The following is a 16,494-nucleotide window of genomic DNA, read 5'->3' on the forward strand; positions in this document are numbered from 1 at the left end:
CCACAGCGCCGCGCCAACCGAACCGCTTGGCGCTGCGGCGGACGCATAGGGGGAGAACTGTTACCTATGTATCCGGTTCATTCTGTAACCCATCTATCGGCTGGACACGGGCCGCACCCTCGGCACCCTGCTCGCAATCTTGGTGGTGGCGAAACCGGCCGTGAGAGCGTTTTTCTCCCGGTCACTATACGGGGAGAAATGTCCGGCAGGACAATGAGGGGCGGCGCTGACGTCGGCCATTTGCATGGCTTGCGACCTTAGGCGGCCTTCTTCTTCGCCAGCCTCGCCTTGATGCTCGCCACGTCGGCGCGCGGTGTCGCGGCGAACAGCGTCCTGGTGTAGCTGTGCTTGGGGTCGGCGAAGACCTCGTCGCGCGGGCCGTATTCGACCGCCTCGCCGAAATACATCACCATCACATCGTCGGCGATGTAGCGAACGACCGACAAATCGTGGCTGATGAAGACATAGGTCAGCTGGAATTCGTCCTGCAGGTCGGCGAGCAGGTTGAGCACCTGCGCCTGCACCGAGAGATCGAGCGCCGAAACCGGCTCGTCGAGCACCAGCAGGCTTGGGTTGAGCATCAGCGCACGGGCAATGGCGATGCGCTGGCGCTGGCCGCCCGAGAACATGTGCGGGTAGCGGTTATAGTGCTCGTGACCGAGGCCGACCTTCTTCAGCATCTTCATGGCGAGGTCGCGCCGTTCGGCGGCCGGCTTGTCGGTGTTGATCAGCAGCGGCTCGCCCAGCACATCGCCGATCTTCTGGCGCGGATTGAGCGATCCGTAAGGGTTCTGGAAGACGATCTGCACCTTGCGGCGCATCTCCTTGGTCAATCCGCCTTTGGCGATATCGACCTTGTTGCCGTCGATGAACAGCTCGCCCGACGTCGCGGGATCGATCAAGGTGATGATGCGGGCGAGCGTGGACTTGCCGCAGCCGCTTTCGCCGACGATGGCCAGCGTCTTGCCCTTGTCCACCGTGAAGGAGACGCCCTTAACGGCATGCACTGTGCGCGGCCCGGAGAACAGGCCGCCGCCGATATGGTAGTCGCGGACGATGTTCTTGCCTTCGAGGACCGTGGTGCTCATCAGGCGGCTCCCGCGGCCGAGGGTGCCGGCTCGAACAGCATGTCGGAGACGGTCGGCAGCCGGTCGCCGACGGCGTTCTCCGGCAGCGCCGAAAGCAGCGCGCGCGTGTAGTTGCTCTTCGGGTTCTCGAACAGCGACAAAACGTCGGCCTCTTCCATCTTGCGGCCCTTGTACTGGACGATGACGCGGTCGGCGGTCTCGGCCACCACGCCCATATTGTGGGTGATCATGATCAGGCCCATGCCGTATTTGGCCTGCAGCGAAACCAGGAGATCGAGGATCTGCTTCTGGATGGTGACGTCGAGCGCGGTGGTCGGCTCGTCGGCGATCAAGAGCTTCGGATTGCAGGCGATGGCGATCGCGATCATGACGCGCTGGCACTGGCCGCCCGACATCTGATGCGGAAACGAGCTCAAGCGCTCCTCCGGGTCGGCGATGCCGACCAGCTTCATCAGTTCGATAGCGCGCGCGCGGCGCTGGGCGCGATCCATGCCCATGTGAAAGCGCAGCACTTCCTCGATCTGGAAGCCGACGGTGAAGCATGGGTTGAGGCTGGCGATCGGCTCCTGGAAGATCATCGAGATGTCCTTGCCGACGATCTTGCGGCGTTCGGATGGGCTGAGCTTCAACAGGTCGACGCCATCGAAAGCCATGCGGTCGGCCTTGACCGTCGCGGTGTTGGGCAACAGCCCCATCACCGCCAGCATCGAGACCGACTTGCCGGAGCCGGACTCGCCGACGATCGCCAGCACCTCGCGCGGCTCGACCGAAAGGTCGATGCCTTGCACGGCCATGAACGGTCCGGCGGCGGTGTCGAAGGAAACGGTGAGGTTCTTGATCTCGAGCAGGGACATGCTCACGACCTCTTCAACTTGGGGTCGAGCGCGTCGCGCAGGCCGTCGCCGATCAGGTTGATGGCAAAGACGGTGATGAGGATGGCAAGGCCCGGGAAGGTCACCACCCACCAGGCGCGCAGGATGAACTCGCGCGCTTCGGCAAGCATGGTGCCCCATTCCGGCGTCGGCGGCTGCGCCCCCATGCCGAGGAAGCCGAGGGCGGCCGCCTCGAGGATAGCGTTGGAGAAGGACAGCGTCGCCTGCACGATCAGCGGGGCGATGCAGTTGGGCAGGATGGTGACCAGCATCAGCCTGAGATGGCTGGCCCCGGCGACCTTGGCCGAGACTACATATTCGCGGGTCTTCTCCGCCATCACGGCGGCGCGGGTGAGCCGGGCGAAGTGCGGCTGCAGCACGAAGGCGATGGCGATCATGGCATTGACGAGGCCAGGGCCGAGCACCGCGACCAGCACCAGGGCCAGCAGCAGCGACGGGAAAGCCAGGATGATGTCCATGATGCGCATGATCAGCGTGTCGACCCAGCCACGGCAGTAGCCGGCGAGCAGGCCGAGGATGACGCCGGAGATCAGTGCCGTGGTGACGACGACGAAGCCGATGGCGAGCGAGAATCGCGAGCCGTAGATCAGGCGCGAAAGCATATCGCGGCCGACGGCGTCGGTGCCGAGCAGGAATTGCGCGTTGCCGCCCGCCTGCCAGGCCGGCGGCGTCAGGAAGAAGTCACGGAACTGGTCATCAGGCGAATGCGGGGCGAGCAACGGCGCGAAGATGGCGATCAGGATCAGCAGGGCGAAGACGAAGAGGCCGATCACCGCGCCCTTGTTGATCGAGAAATAGTGCCAGAATTCGGCGAACATCTGCAGCCGCGCATCCTGCGGCTTGACGACGGTCGCTGCTTCGATGGTGGCTGGGCCTTCATTGGTCATGTCAATTCGCCCGGATGCGCGGGTTGATGACGGCATAGAGCACGTCGACGATAAGGTTCACCGACATGACAATCAGCGCGATCAAAAGCAACCCGCCCTGCACGGTGAAATAGTCGCGCTTGGAAATGGCATCGATCATCCACTTGCCGATGCCCGGCCACGAAAAGATGCTCTCGGTCAGGATGGCGCCGGTCAACAGCGTGCCGACCTGCAGGCCGATCGTGGTGACGACCGGGATCAGCGCGTTGCGGAAGGCATGCAGGCCGATGACGCGCCGCGGCGCCAGGCCCTTGGCGCGCGCGGTGCGCACATAATCCTCGCCCAGCACTTCGAGCATGGCCGAGCGGGTCTGCCTGGCGATGACCGCCAGCGGAATGGTGCCGAGCACGATGGTGGGCAAGATGAGGTGCGACACCGCCGAGCGGAAGGCGCCCTTCTGGCCCGAGATGAGGGAATCGATGGTCATGAAGCCGGTCACCGGCTTGAAGAAATAGAGAAGGTCGATGCGGCCCGAGACCGGCGTCCAGTGCAGCGTGCCGGAAAACACGATGATCAGCAGCAGCCCCCACCAGAAGATTGGCATGGAATAGCCGGCGAGCGCGGTGCCCATGGTCAGCTGGTCGAACCAGGAGCCGCGGCGGATGGCGGCGAAAATGCCGAAGGCGACACCGAAGATGACGGCGAAGATCATGGCGAAGATGGCGAGTTCGACCGTGGCCGGGAACCGCACCAGGAAATCCTTGAGCACCGGCGTCTTGGTTGAAAACGAGGTGCCGAAATCGCCGCCGAGGATATTGGTCAGATAGGTCAGATACTGTTGCCAGATCGGCAGGTCGAACCCGAACTGGTGCATCAGCGCCGTATGGCGTTCGGGCGACAGGCCACGTTCGCCCGCAAGCACCAGCACCGGATCACCGGGCAGGATGCGTACGAAGCCGAAAGCAAGGATGGTTATCCCGATGAAGGTCGGGATGATGAGGGCGAGCTTGCCGAGGATATAACGCAGCATGGCGGGCGAGGTGGGGCGGCGCCTTGTGGCGCCGCCCCGTTTCGCGAACCTTATTCGGCGATATCGACGCCGTCAAAGCGATGGATACCGAGCGGATCCATCGCAAAGCCGGAGACGGTTTTCTGCATCGGCATGAACACCTTGGAGTGGGCGAGCGTCGCCCACGGTGCCTGCTCCTTGAAGATGACCTGTGCCTGTTCGTAGAGCTTGGTGCGCTCGGCCTGGTCGGAAACCGTCTTGGCCTTGTTGATGAGCGCATCGAAGTCCTTGTTGCACCATTCCGCGCGGTTGTTCGAACCGACGGAAGCGCAGCTCAGGAGCACGCCGAGGAAGTTGTCCGGATCGCCATTATCGCCGGTCCAGCCGACGATGACGGCGCCGTCGTGATCGACCGCGGAAGCGCGCTTGAGGTATTCACCCCAATCGTAGCTGACGATGTTGACCGTGACGCCGACCTTTGCGAAGTCCGCCTGGATCAGTTCGGCGGTGCGGCGCGCGTTCGGCATGTACGGACGCGAGACGGGCATCGCCCAGACGTTCATCTTGAGGTCCTTGACGCCGGCCTCTTCAAGCATCTTCTTGGCCGCGTCCGGATCGTACGGGTCGTCCTTCACGTCCTTGTTGTAGGACCACATGGTCGGCGGGATCGGGTTGATCGCCACCTGGCCGGCGCCCTGGAACACCGCGTCGATGATGGCCTTCTTGTTGATGGCCATGTTGAGCGCCTTGCGGACACGCACGTCGTCGAACGGTTTCTGCTGGGTGTTGTACATCAGCGCGCCGACGTTGAGGCCTTCCTGCTCCGCGACCGTCAGGTTCGCATCAGCCTGCAGGCCGGCAATGTCGGCCGGTGCCGGGTAGGACATGATGTTGCATTCGCCGGCCTTCAGCTTCTGCGCGCGCACCGCCGGATCGGTGGTGATGGCGAAGACCAGATCGTCGATCTTCTGCTTGCCGCCCCAATAGTCCGGGTTGGCCTTGTAGCGGATGGCGGCATCGGTCTGGTAGTCGACGAAGATGAACGGCCCAGTGCCGACCGGCTTCTGGTTGAACAGTTCAGGCGTCTTGTCGGCCTGCAGCTTGTCGGCATATTCCTTCGAGACGATCGAGGCGAAATCCATGCCCAGGGTCGGAATGAAGGTGATTGCCGGTTCCTTGAGGGTGAACTTCACCGTCAGGTCGTCGACCTTCTCGACCTTGGTGATGTTGTCGCCGAACTGATCATTGTAATACTGGTAGGCGATGCCCGGTATGTACTGGAACCAGGGGCCATTCTTGTCGACCTGGCGCTCGAACGAGAACACCACGTCGTCGGCGTTCAGGTCGCGGGTCGGGGTGAAGTAGTCGGTGGGCGCGAACTTGACGCCCTTGCGCAGCTTGAAGGTATATTCCTTGCCGTCGTCGGAAATGGTCCAGCTGTCCGCCAGGCCGGGCGAAACCGAGGTCTTGCCGTGATCGAATTCGACAAGGCGATTGAACACGGTGCGCGAGGACGCGTCGAATGTCTGGCCCGCGGTATACGGCGCCGGGTCGAAACCCTCCGGCGACGCTTCAGCGCAATAGACCAGAGTTTTCGCGTTGGCCACGCCGCCCAGGACGCTTGCAGCCAGCAACGCGGCTGCAAAAGTCAATTTCTTCTTCATTGAGCACTCCCTGATGTTCTTCCAAGCCCCTCTATCAGGCTCGCGAAGCGCGCATATAAGCACCGTTTTTCCGGGTTTGGAACACCCCGTTTGCTTACCCCGCGGGAAGCAGGAAAAAAATCCGCAATTTCGCTAAATGGCAGAAAAAATTAGCACTTTTTTCTATTCACGATATTATTAACGACCGCATTTTTTTATTGATCAGACGTCCGGCGACAAGGGTGCCGCGCCCTGTATTCATCCGCCGCCGGTGCGGAAAGATGCCGTTCCAGCCGTGGCCGGCGGGAAAGGTTTTCGGCGGCAAATCTTTCGGCATCCTGCCGCTAGGGCAAGACTTGCACCGCCGCCGATAGAGGCAATACATAGATAGACAGCTGGCGGCAGCGGAGGGACGTCTCCATCAATCTGGAGGCGGCGCGGTAGGGCCCAGCGAGAACAGGCGACCAGGGTTGTCGAGGAGGAACGGGTGGCAAAAGCATCGAAGGCCCCGGTGAAAGCGTCCGTTAAGGCGAGGCCTAGACCAGCCGCAGGCGACGACGGGCAAGGCAAGGCCGCGGGCAAGGCCGCGACCGCGAAGGCGGCGGCCGGCAAGAAAGCACCCGCGGCAAAAACCGTGGCCACCGCCAGGACCGCCGCGAAGCCGGCGTCGAAGGCCGCGCCGACAAAGGCACCCGCGACCAAGCCCGGATCGGGCAAGGCCGGAACGGGCAAAACCGCGACGACGAAGAGTTCGCCACCGGCGAAGACTGCACCGGTCTCCAAGCCAGCGACAGCGGCCAGCCAACGGCTGCCGAAGGCGCTCACCGAACTCGCCGCCGGCCTGCCGCAAAAGCCATGGCTCAACAGCTATCCCAAGAACATGCCGGCCGAGATCGGCGCCCTTCCCTACGGTTCCATCGGCGACTTCCTCGTTGGCGCCTGCAAGCAGTTCGCCGGCCAGCCGGCTTTCACGTGCATGGGCAAGTCCATCACCTACGCGCAGCTCGAACAGTCTTCGGCGGCCTTCGGTGCCTACCTACAGTCCACAGGATTGCAGAAGGGCGCGCGTGTCGCCCTGATGATGCCGAACGTGCTGCAGTATCCCATAGCGATGATGGCGGTCGCCCGCGCCGGCTTTACGGTGGTGAACGTCAATCCGCTCTACACGCCGCGCGAACTGGAGCATCAGCTCAAGGATTCCGGGGCGCAGGCCATCGTCATCCTCGAAAACTTCGCCAACACCCTGCAGGCGGTCGTCGCCAGGACCTCGGTCAAGCACATCGTCGTCGCGGCCATGGGCGACCTGCTCGGCGGCCTGAAGGGCTCGATCGTCAATCTGGTCGTGCGCCGCGTCAAGAAGATGGTGCCGGCCTGGTCATTGCCTGGCCATGTCAAGTTCAACGCGGCCCTCAAGGCTGGCCGCGGCATGGCTTTCAAGCCGGCCACGGTGGCCGCCAGCGATGTCGCCTTTCTGCAATATACCGGCGGCACCACCGGAATCTCGAAAGGCGCGACCCTCTCGCACAGCAATGTGCTGGCCAATGTCGCGCAGAATGCGCTGTGGCTGCAGGACGCCTACACCGTCAAGCCAAAGCCGGCGCATCTCAACCTCGTCTGCGCACTGCCGCTCTACCATATCTTCGCGCTGACGGTGAATGCGCTGATGGGCATGCAGATGGGCGGCCAGAACATACTGATCCCCAATCCGCGCGACATTCCCGGCTTCGTCAAGGAAATGGGCAAGTATCCGATCCATATCTTTCCGGGCCTCAACACGCTGTTCAACGCGCTGCTCAACAATGAGGACTTTCGCAAGCTCGACTTCAAGCCGCTGCTCTTGACGCTTGGCGGCGGCATGGCGGTACAGAAGGGTGTCGCCGAGCGCTGGAAGGCGCTGACCGGTTGCCCCATCAGCGAAGGCTACGGTCTTTCGGAGACCTCGCCGGTGGCGACGGCCAACAAGTTCAGCTCCGGCGAGTTCACCGGCACTATCGGCCTGCCGCTGCCCTCGACCGAAATCGCCATTCGCGACGACGACGGCAACAACGTACCGCTCGGCGAAGTCGGTGAGATCTGCATCAGGGGACCGCAGGTGATGGCCGGTTACTGGAACCGGCCGGACGAGACCGCCAGGGTGATGACCAAGGACGGCTTCTTCAAGTCCGGCGACATGGGCTTCATGGACGATCGCGGCTTCACCAAGATCGTCGACCGCAAGAAGGACATGATCCTCGTCTCCGGCTTCAACGTCTATCCGACCGAACTCGAGGAAGTCGTGGCGGCGCATCCCGGCGTGCTCGAAGTGGCGGCGATCGGCGTGCCGGACGAGCATTCGGGCGAAGTGCCGAAACTGTTCATCGTCAAGAAAGACCCGGCCCTGACCGCCGAGGCCATCACCGCCTTTTGCCGCGAGAACCTGACCGGCTACAAGCGGCCCAGATACATCGAGTTCAGGACCGAATTGCCGAAGACGCCGGTCGGCAAGATCCTGCGGCGGGCGCTGCGCGAATAGTGGATCTCGCCAACGACGATACGCCGGTCCGGCGCCCGCGCCTCGACCCGGCGGAATTCATCAAGGCGAACATGCGCCTGACATCGGTGCCGGCGCTTCCCGAAATCCGGCTTTATACCGCACCCGAGCAGCGGGCTGAGGCGCCTTGTCGAAGGAGATGACGCCGATTCGCAGGAGCCGCAGCCGCCCTATTGGGCCTATGCGTGGGCAGGCGGCGCCGTGCTGGCGCGCTATGTGCTGGACCATCCGGAGATCGTGGCGGGCCGCCGCGTGCTCGACCTTGGAGCAGGCTCCGGCATTGTCGGCATTGCCGCGGGAAAGGCCGGCGCGTGTGAGGTGATGGCCACCGAGGTCGATCGGAACGGCGTTGCCGCGCTGGCGCTGAATGCAGCGGCCAATGGCGTCACGATCACGATAATGGGGAACGACATCACCACCGGGCCACCGCCCGCCGTGGACCTGGTGCTCGCCGGCGACGTGTTCTACGGGCAAGGTGTCGCCTTGGGGATGATGCCTTTCCTCGACCGCTGCCTCGCCGCCGGCATCGAGGTGCTGGTCGGCGATCCGGGCCGGGCCTATCTGCCGCGCTCGCGGCTGCGGCTGCTTGCCGAATACAAGGTGCCGGATTTCGGCGAGGCGAAAGACGCCGCGCTGAAGCCGAGCGCTGTCTTTCGCCTCCAGCCCGAACAGTACGCCGCCCTGCCGATCAGACCGTCTCCTTGACCCGCGTCGAAAGGAAATCCGGCAGATCGGCAACCGAATCCAGGATGACATCGGCGATCTCGGCCAGCGATTCGCGCGTGCCGGTGCCGGAGAGCACGCCCACCGCCAGGCCGCAGCCGCCGGCACGCGCCATTTCGAGATCGTGCCTGTTGTCGCCGACCATGGCGATCTCAGACGGCTTGAGCCCCGTAAGATCGCAAAAGGCCTGGATGGTGTCGGGAGCGGGCTTGGGGTTGGCCACCGCGTCATAGCCATAGGCGGCTTCGAACAGTTGCGCGACACCCAGCGTGACAAGCGTCTTTTCCGCGCCGCTGGTCGAATCGTTGGTGGCGACGCCAAGCCGGTAGGATCGCCTGTGCAGCAGAGCCAGCGTGTCGGCGATGCCTGGCAGCGCCACCGCCATCGTCGAGCCCTGCACCGAGGTGATCTCGTTGAAACGGGCAACGGCCAGCATCTGGTCTTCATTGGACAGGCGCGGGAACCACAGTTCGACAACGTCGAGATTGGTGCCGGAGGCAAAGATGGAATCGGGCTTGAAGCGCCGGTTGGCGAAATCGAAGCCCGCGGCCGCGAGCAGCCTGTCGGCTTTCCAGCGGTCGCCGTCGGCCGCGTCCATGGCCATGAAGTCGGCGACGCCGAGCCAGGTCGCGTTGAAGTCGACAAGCGTTCCGTCCTTGTCGAACAATATCCCCTTGATGTCAGCCAAGCGCTTCACTCCGAACCACGCAATTGGTGGATGCGTTCCACAAGGCCCCTAGTCGAGGCGTCCCGGTTTGCGGCGCTTTCCTTGCCTTCCACGACAGGCAGGAGGCCGGTGGCCAATTCCTTGCCGAGTTCGACGCCCCACTGGTCGAAGGAGTTGATGTTGAACAGCGTGCCCTCGACGAAGACGCGGTGCTCGTAAAGCGTGATCAGCCGGCCGAAGGTGCGCGGGTCGAGCTTGCGGTAGAGAATGGTCACCGAGGGCCGGTTGCCGGAGAAGACACGATGCGGCGCGATACGGTCGACATCGGCCGGCTTCATGCCCTTGGCCAGCATCTGCGCGCGCGCCTCTTCCAGCGTACGGCCCTTCATCAGCGCTTCCGACTGCGCCAGGCAGTTGGCGAGCAGCAGGTCATGCTGATGCTTGAGATCAGGCTCGTGGCCGACGGCGGCGGCCAGGAACTCGACGGGGATCAAATCGGTGCCCTGGTGCAGCAGCTGGAAGAAGGCGTGCTGGCCGTTGGTGCCTGGCTCGCCCCAGACCAGCGGCCCGGTCGGCGTCGTCACCGGCGTCCCGTCAAGGGTAACGCTCTTGCCGTTCGATTCCATGTCGAGCTGCTGCAGATAGGCCGGCAGCCTGGACAGGCGCTGATCGTAGGGGATGACCGCGCGGGCCGGATAGCCGCAGACCACGCGGTGCCACCAGCCGACCAGCCCGAGGAGCGCCGGCAGGTTTTTCTGGAGCGGCGCAGTGCGGAAGTGTTCGTCCATTTCGTGCGCGCCGTCGAGGAAAGCGCGAAAATTCCTTGGGCCGACGGCGATCATGACCGGCAGGCCGATCGCGCCCCACAGCGAATAGCGGCCGCCGACCCAGTCCCAGAAGCCGAAGACGCGATCCGGCTCGATGCCGAACTTGGCCACCAGGTCGAGCGCGGTCGAGACGGCGGCGAAATGCTTGCCCACGGCCTCCTTGCCGAGCGCCTTCTGCACCCAGTCGCGCGCCGTCTGCGCATTGGTCATCGTCTCGACCGTGGTGAAAGTCTTGGAGGCAATGATGAACAGCGTGGTTTCGGCGGACAGCCCCTTCAGCGTGTCGTGGATGTGAGCGCCGTCAATGTTGGAGACATAGTGGGCGCGCGGGCCGTCATGATAGGGGGCGAGCGCCAGCGTCGCCATGGCCGGACCAAGGTCGGAGCCGCCAATGCCGATGTTGACGATATCGGTGATCTTCTTGCCGGTGGCGCCTGTTGCCTTGCCGGAGCGAATGGCATCGGCGAAGGCGCCCATGGCGTCGAGCACGGATATGACATCCGCCTTGACGTCCTGGCCGTCAACCGTGACGCCCTTGCCGCTCAGGTTGCGCAGCGCCGTGTGCAGGACGGCGCGGTCTTCGGTGATGTTGATCTTCTTGCCGGCGAACATGGCGGCGCGACGGCCTTCGAGATCGGCTGCGGCGGCGAGCTTCTCAAGGAAATCCATGGTCGTCGCGTCGACGGCGCATTTCGACCAGTCGAGCAGGAGGTCGCCGTCAGCGGCGGAGAATGTCTTGAAGCGCTGTGGATCGGCGGCAAAGGCCTGGCGCATGTCGCCCGGGGCCGCGGCGCGATGGTCGCGCAGGGCGGCAAGCTGTTTCTGGAAGGCTGACTGATCCACTGGCGGGGACTCCTGGCTTTTTCGACGCACCATATCAGACCGGATGTTTCCGGCGCGTGTCGTCGCGCCCCAACTATTGAGCCGAAATCCATCCGGTCAATACGCGGCGATGACGCAGCACATCACGATGCGATGACACAATGTATCGAGCAAGGAGGTGGGTATCGAGGAGCGAGGTGGTGTCGAGAGCGAGGGGCCGCGCCTTATTTCGAGCTTGAAGGATCACTGGCATAAATCCCAAAGATCAGAAAAATTGATTGGCGCAACCCCTTGTGCCACGGTTACGTTCGGCTGGTCCAGCCAAGCGAAAAAAGCTGGCCATCGAGGAACATCTTCCATGCCACAGAGAAACGACACGGCGATATGGTCCGGCCTGTTCCGGATTTCGGCTGAATCCGGCCAGACCCTGCAGGCGCAGATCCGCCAAGCCATCGTGGCCGCGATTCTCGACCGCCAGATCGCCGCTTCGATGCCGCTGCCTTCCTGCCGTATCCTGGCCGAAAAACTCGGCGTCGCACGCGGAACGGTGGTGCTGGCATTCCAGCAGCTCGTCGACCAGGGTTTCCTGGTGGCGCGCGAGCGGCGCGGCCATTTCGTCAATCCGGACGTGCTGGCGACACCCGCCAAGCCGCACCAGAAAGCACCCGACCAGGCCAACGAGATCGACTGGAAGGCGCGCCGGCAGATCGCGGCAAGCGACATGCCGCCGCCCGCCAAGCACGAGAACTGGATCAAGTCCTCCTACCCCTTCGTGTACGGCCAGTTCGACCCGGCGCTGTTCCCGACCGCCGAGTGGCGCGAGTGCAACCGCATGGCGCTAGCCGTGCTGGAGATCCGCAACTGGGCGTCCGACATGGTCGACCGCGACGATCCGCTGCTGATCGAGCAAATCCAGGCACGGCTGCTGCCCCGGCGCGGCATCTTCGCCAATCCCGACGAGATCATCGTCACGCTGGGCGCCCAGAACGCGCTCTATATGCTGGCCTCGCTGCTGATGACCAAGGGCTCGAAAGTGGCGATGGAGGATCCAGGCTATCCCGACGCACGCTCGATCTTCCGGCTCGCGGGCGCCGACATCGAGCCGGTGCCAGTGGACCAGTCCGGTATCGTAACCTCTTCTATTCCCAATGATTCCGGCTTCGTCTTCGTCACCCCCAGTCATCATTGCCCGACCATGGTGCCGTTGTCGGCGGAGCGGCGGCAGGATCTTCTGGCGCGCGCCAACCGGCACAACCAGATCATCATCGAGGACGGCTATGACAGCCAGCTTCTCGACGAGGCGCCGCAGCAGGCCTTGAAGAGCCTCGACCGTTCCGGCCGCGTCGTCTATGTCGGCTCGATGTCGAAGACGCTGGCCCCGGGGCTGCGGCTTGGCTACATCGTGGCTTCCGCTGGACTGATCGCCGAACTCAGGGCGCTGCGCCGCTTCATGCTGCGCCATCCGCCGGCCAACAATCAGCGCGCCGTGGCGCTCTTCCTGTCGCTCGGCCATCACGAAGCGCTGGTGCGGCGGCTGTCGAGCGCCTTCGACGAGCGGCGCAAGCGGCTGGTCCATGCGATTTCGGCCTTCCTGCCGGAATGGCGCTCGACCGACTCGGCCGGCGGCACGTCGCTGTGGCTGGAAGGGCCCCGCGGCACCGATTCCCGCGGTTTGGCCGAAGCCGCGGCCTCGCGCAGCGTCATCATCGAGCCCGGCGACCGCTTCTTCGACCGCACCGAGAAGCCTTCGCGTTTCATGCGGTTGGGCATTTCCTCTATCGCTCTGCAGCACATCGAGCCCGGCATCCGGGAACTCGCCACCGCAGCCGGACGCAGGCCGGCCGCCGCCTGATCCATCAAGCCGATTTCGTGACCGGAGCCGCTTCTCAGCGGCTCCGGTTTGTTTTAGGTCTGGCACATGTAGCTGGGCCAGCTGGCTCATAGGATGGGCCAGTGCCGGCGGCATAGTCGGCGTCAGAGAAGAAGCAGGTTGATGGTGGACCAACCGCCACGAGCTCCTGCCGGTAGAGGTGGAGTGCTTCCATGCCAGTGGCTGTCGAAAAGCAGGACATGCCGGCGAACCGTCGTCCACAACGCTCCGGCGACCGCGAAACGGGACGTGCGGTGAAATCAGCCATTCCACCAAACGGGCCACTACACCAAGCCATGGAAGGCGGCAGTTACGGGCCATTGCGCGGAAACGACTGCGAGCGCATTCATGAGGGCGTGCTGACGCTTCTGGAAACGGTCGGCTTCGCCAACGCCATCCCGTCCTGCATAAAAGTCCTGACCAAGGCGGGCGCCACCCATGGCGACGATGGCCGCATCCGTTTCCCCCGTGCGCTCGTACTCGACACCATCAAGCGAGCCGCGCGGCATTTCACACTGCATGGCCAGGACCCCAAGCACGACATGGTGATCCAAGGCAAGCGTGTCCATTACGGCACGGCGGGTATCGCCGTGCATCTGGTGGATCTCGAAAAGCGCGAGTATCGCGAATCCAAGCTGCAGGACATCTATGACGCCGCCCGCATCGTCGATGGACTGAGCAACATCCATTTTTTCCAGCGGCCGATGGTGGCGCGCGACATCGCCGACCCGCTCGATATGGATTTCAACACGCTCTACGCCTGCGTGATGGGGACATCGAAGCATGTCGGCACGTCCTTCACCGTGCGCGAGAATGTGAAGCCGGCGCTCGAAATGCTCTATGCCATCGCCGGTGGCGAGGAGAATTTCCGCGCCCGGCCATTCGTTTCCAACTCCAACTCCTTCGTCGTGCCGCCGATGAAGTTCGCCGAGGATGCCTGCGGCGTGCTCGAGGCCTGTGTCGAAGGCGGCATCCCCATCCTGCTCCTCTCCACCGGCCAGTCCGGAACAACCGCTCCGGCGGCGATGGCCGGCGCGGTCGCGCAGGCAGTGGCCGAAGTGCTGGCTGGCCTGGTGTATGTCAACGCACTCAAGCCGGGACATCCGGCGATCTTCGGCGCCTGGCCGTTCATGTCGGACCTGCGCACCAACACCATGGCCGGGGGCTCGGCCGAACAGGCGGTGGTAACGGCGGCCTGCGCGCAGATGGCGCAATTCTACGACCTGCCCGGCGGCTCGGCCGCCGGCATGACAGACTCGAAACTGCCCGATATCCAGTCCGGCTACGAGAAAGGCATCACCAATGTGATGGCCGGCCTCTCGGGCCTCAACCTCGTCTACGAATCGGCCGGCATGCATGCCTCGCTGCTCGGCTTCTGCCTGGAAAGCCTGATCATCGACAATGACATGCTTGGCCATTGCTTGCGCTGCGCACGCGGCATCGAAGTGACGGACGAAGCGCTGTCGATCGACACCATCGCCGATGTCTGCCTCAAGGGTCCGGGCCATTATCTTGACAACGAGCAAACGCTCAAGTCGGCCCGGGCAGAGCGTTTTTATCCCGCCTTCGGCGACCGTTCCTCACCGAAGGAATGGAACGAAAAAGGCCGCCCTGATATATTGGCCCGGGCGATCGACGAAAAGAAGCGCATCCTTGCGGAACGATTTCCGCGGCACGTGCCCAAGCTGGTCGACGACAGATTGCGCGCCCGCTTCGGCAACCTGATCCACCTGCCGCGCGCGAGCATGGGCGGCTAGCCAGAAGACCGACATACAGATAGCCACCGACAGAACCAACCATTGGCAGAACGACAAATGAGCGTCTATCCTATCCAGCAAGCCGCAAATACCGAAGATGCCATCGATCGGCTGGTGGCCTCGCACCGGCCAGGCTACGGCCTGACGCGCCCATTCTACCACGACCAGGATATTTTCGAGCGGGACATGGAACGTCTGTTCCGCCGCCATTGGCACTGCCTGGCGCATGCCAGCGTCATTCCCAACCCCGGCGACTTCGAACTGTTCAAGCTCGGTGACGAGGCGGTCATCCTGTCGCGTGGCATGGATGGCACCGTGCATGCCATGCTCAATGTCTGCCGCCATCGCGGCGCCGAGGTCTGCACCAAAGAGAAGGGCAACGCGAAAGTGTTCGTCTGCCCGTACCATGCATGGACCTATTCCAATGACGGCTCGCTGCGCGCCGCCAGGCTGATGCCGAAGGATTTCGACCGCACCGCGCACGGGCTGAAGAAGCTCCATGTCCGCGTCGCGACCGGCCTTGTCTTCATCTCCTTCGCCGAGACGCCACTCGATTTCGATCCGATCGAGCAATCTTTGCGCACGAGTTGCGGACAATATGGTTGGGGCGGTGCCAAGGTGGCCTATCGCCAAAGCTATCCGCTCGACGCGAACTGGAAGCTCGCCGTCGAAAATTACGTCGAATGCTACCATTGCGGACCGGCGCATCCCGAATATTCGCAGACGCACGCGCTGGAAAAGCCCGCGGAGATGATCGAGCAGCTCAATGCCGCGATGGAACAGCGGACCTGCGCTCTCGGCATCGAGATCGGCAGCGGCGATCGCTGGCAGAATTCGGCCGCCGGCCAGGAGGCGATCCACACCTTCCGCTATGCGCTCTATGACGGCGTTTCGAGCGGCAGCCGGGACGGCTCCCCCGTCGCGCCACTGATGGGCCGCTTCACCGACTATGACGGCGGCGTCACCTCCATCCATCTTGGCGGCACGACTTTCCTCGTCTGCTACCCCGACCATGGAATGATCTACCGATTCATCCCGAAAACGGCTCAGACCTGCGAGATGGAACTGATCTGGCTGGTGCGCGGCGACGCTGTCGAAGGCCAGGACTACGATCTGGAGAAACTGACCTGGCTGTGGAAGGTCACCACGGACGAGGACAAGAAGATCATCGAGCATACGGCGCGCGGCGTACGCTCGCACTATTTCGTGCCCGGACCGATCGCGCCGATGGAGTACAACGAGCTGCGTTATATCGGCTGGTATCTCCAGGAGATAAGCCGGGCTTAGAGCGGTTTCAGCGTTTCACGAAAGCACTCAGCCAGCGCTCAGTCGGCGCCCAGCCCGAAGCGCTCAACCACCTCGGCGTTGATCAGCTTGGCGTGCAGTGCCATCAGCACGATCTGGGCATCGAGATCGTCGCCGGTTTCGAGAGCGGCCTCGATCCGGCGCTCCGCGTCGAGCCGCTGCTGTGGGCCTTGCGCACGCTCGAAGGTTTCCGGTCCGGCGATGCAGTAGCTGAACAGGTTCGCTACCCGCGGATAGGCCTGCGGCGGCGGCTCCTCGGGCCAGTGGTCCTTCATCAGATTGACGATGGTTAGTTTCACCCCTTCGGGCACGAGGGCGGGATGCAGGTCGGCGCCACGCAAGGCGGCATCGAGCTGCCGCAAATCACCCGAGCGGCCGAACATACCGAGAAAGCCGAGGGAAGAGCGTCGTCCCGCCATTGCTGGTCCAATCCGTTTTCCACCAGTTAGGGGGTTCGGAAGCGGAATACAAAGGAGCCGGAAAATCTAAAGCGC

Annotated in this window: 12 protein-coding genes and 1 pseudogene; 5 read left to right on the forward strand and 8 right to left on the reverse strand. The window is 63.4% G+C overall.

Features of this window, described 5'->3' with window-relative positions:
- Positions 1–257: 257 nt before the first annotated feature.
- The 5 genes from FJ543_RS13890 to FJ543_RS13910 all read right to left on the reverse strand — a co-directional run bounded on the left by FJ543_RS13890 (position 258) and on the right by FJ543_RS13910 (position 5,520).
- Positions 258–1,088: a dipeptide ABC transporter ATP-binding protein gene (locus tag FJ543_RS13890; protein ID WP_140714153.1), complete on the reverse strand. Its 831-nt coding sequence runs from the start codon at positions 1,086–1,088 to the stop codon at positions 258–260.
- On the reverse strand, positions 1,088–1,942 hold the full coding sequence (locus tag FJ543_RS13895) for an ABC transporter ATP-binding protein (RefSeq protein WP_140875580.1): 855 nt from the start codon (positions 1,940–1,942) through the stop codon (positions 1,088–1,090). Before FJ543_RS13895 ends, FJ543_RS13890 begins: the two co-directional genes overlap by 1 nt.
- A 2-nt stretch (positions 1,943–1,944) precedes the next feature.
- On the reverse strand, positions 1,945–2,799 hold the full coding sequence (locus FJ543_RS13900) for an ABC transporter permease subunit (protein ID WP_174361976.1): 855 nt from the start codon (positions 2,797–2,799) through the stop codon (positions 1,945–1,947).
- A 70-nt stretch (positions 2,800–2,869) separates the two neighbouring features.
- Positions 2,870–3,877, reverse strand: coding sequence for an ABC transporter permease subunit (locus FJ543_RS13905; RefSeq protein WP_015314101.1), 1,008 nt, complete (start codon positions 3,875–3,877; stop codon positions 2,870–2,872).
- Between the two features lie 50 nt (positions 3,878–3,927).
- Positions 3,928–5,520: an ABC transporter substrate-binding protein gene (locus tag FJ543_RS13910; RefSeq protein ID WP_015314102.1), complete on the reverse strand. Its 1,593-nt coding sequence runs from the start codon at positions 5,518–5,520 to the stop codon at positions 3,928–3,930.
- 466 nt (positions 5,521–5,986) lie between these two features.
- Here FJ543_RS13910 and FJ543_RS13915 point away from each other — a divergent pair, with 466 nt between their 5' ends.
- Complete coding sequence (locus tag FJ543_RS13915) at positions 5,987–8,011, forward strand: long-chain fatty acid--CoA ligase (protein WP_015314103.1); 2,025 nt, start codon at positions 5,987–5,989, stop codon at positions 8,009–8,011.
- Between the two features lie 71 nt (positions 8,012–8,082).
- A pseudogene (locus tag FJ543_RS13920) lies at positions 8,083–8,734 on the forward strand (methyltransferase).
- Here the strand turns inward: FJ543_RS13920 and FJ543_RS13925 are convergent.
- Positions 8,718–9,440: an HAD family hydrolase gene (locus FJ543_RS13925; protein ID WP_015314105.1), complete on the reverse strand. Its 723-nt coding sequence runs from the start codon at positions 9,438–9,440 to the stop codon at positions 8,718–8,720. The pseudogene FJ543_RS13920 and the gene FJ543_RS13925 overlap by 17 nt on opposite strands.
- Positions 9,441–9,445: 5 nt before the next feature.
- A complete protein-coding gene (gene pgi / locus FJ543_RS13930) occupies positions 9,446–11,122 on the reverse strand; it encodes a glucose-6-phosphate isomerase (protein ID WP_181173980.1) in 1,677 nt (558 codons plus the stop codon).
- 304 nt (positions 11,123–11,426) lie between these two features.
- Here pgi and FJ543_RS13935 point away from each other — a divergent pair, with 304 nt between their 5' ends.
- From FJ543_RS13935 to FJ543_RS13945, 3 genes are all read left to right on the forward strand, one after another.
- Complete coding sequence (locus tag FJ543_RS13935) at positions 11,427–12,920, forward strand: PLP-dependent aminotransferase family protein (RefSeq protein WP_015314107.1); 1,494 nt, start codon at positions 11,427–11,429, stop codon at positions 12,918–12,920.
- Between the two features lie 191 nt (positions 12,921–13,111).
- Positions 13,112–14,695 carry a trimethylamine methyltransferase family protein gene (locus FJ543_RS13940; protein WP_140875582.1) on the forward strand — a complete coding sequence of 528 codons (1,584 nt, stop codon included), beginning with the start codon at positions 13,112–13,114 and terminating at the stop codon, positions 14,693–14,695.
- Positions 14,696–14,752: 57 nt separating this feature from the next.
- Complete coding sequence (locus FJ543_RS13945) at positions 14,753–15,982, forward strand: aromatic ring-hydroxylating dioxygenase subunit alpha (RefSeq protein ID WP_140875584.1); 1,230 nt, start codon at positions 14,753–14,755, stop codon at positions 15,980–15,982.
- Between the two features lie 38 nt (positions 15,983–16,020).
- Here the strand turns inward: FJ543_RS13945 and FJ543_RS13950 are convergent, their stop codons facing one another.
- Positions 16,021–16,419: a hypothetical protein gene (locus FJ543_RS13950; protein ID WP_015314110.1), complete on the reverse strand. Its 399-nt coding sequence runs from the start codon at positions 16,417–16,419 to the stop codon at positions 16,021–16,023.
- Positions 16,420–16,494: the final 75 nt, after the last annotated feature.

Origin of the sequence: Mesorhizobium sp. B2-5-7 (assembly GCF_006440875.1) — a bacterium.
Classification (GTDB): domain Bacteria; phylum Pseudomonadota; class Alphaproteobacteria; order Rhizobiales; family Rhizobiaceae; genus Mesorhizobium; species Mesorhizobium australicum.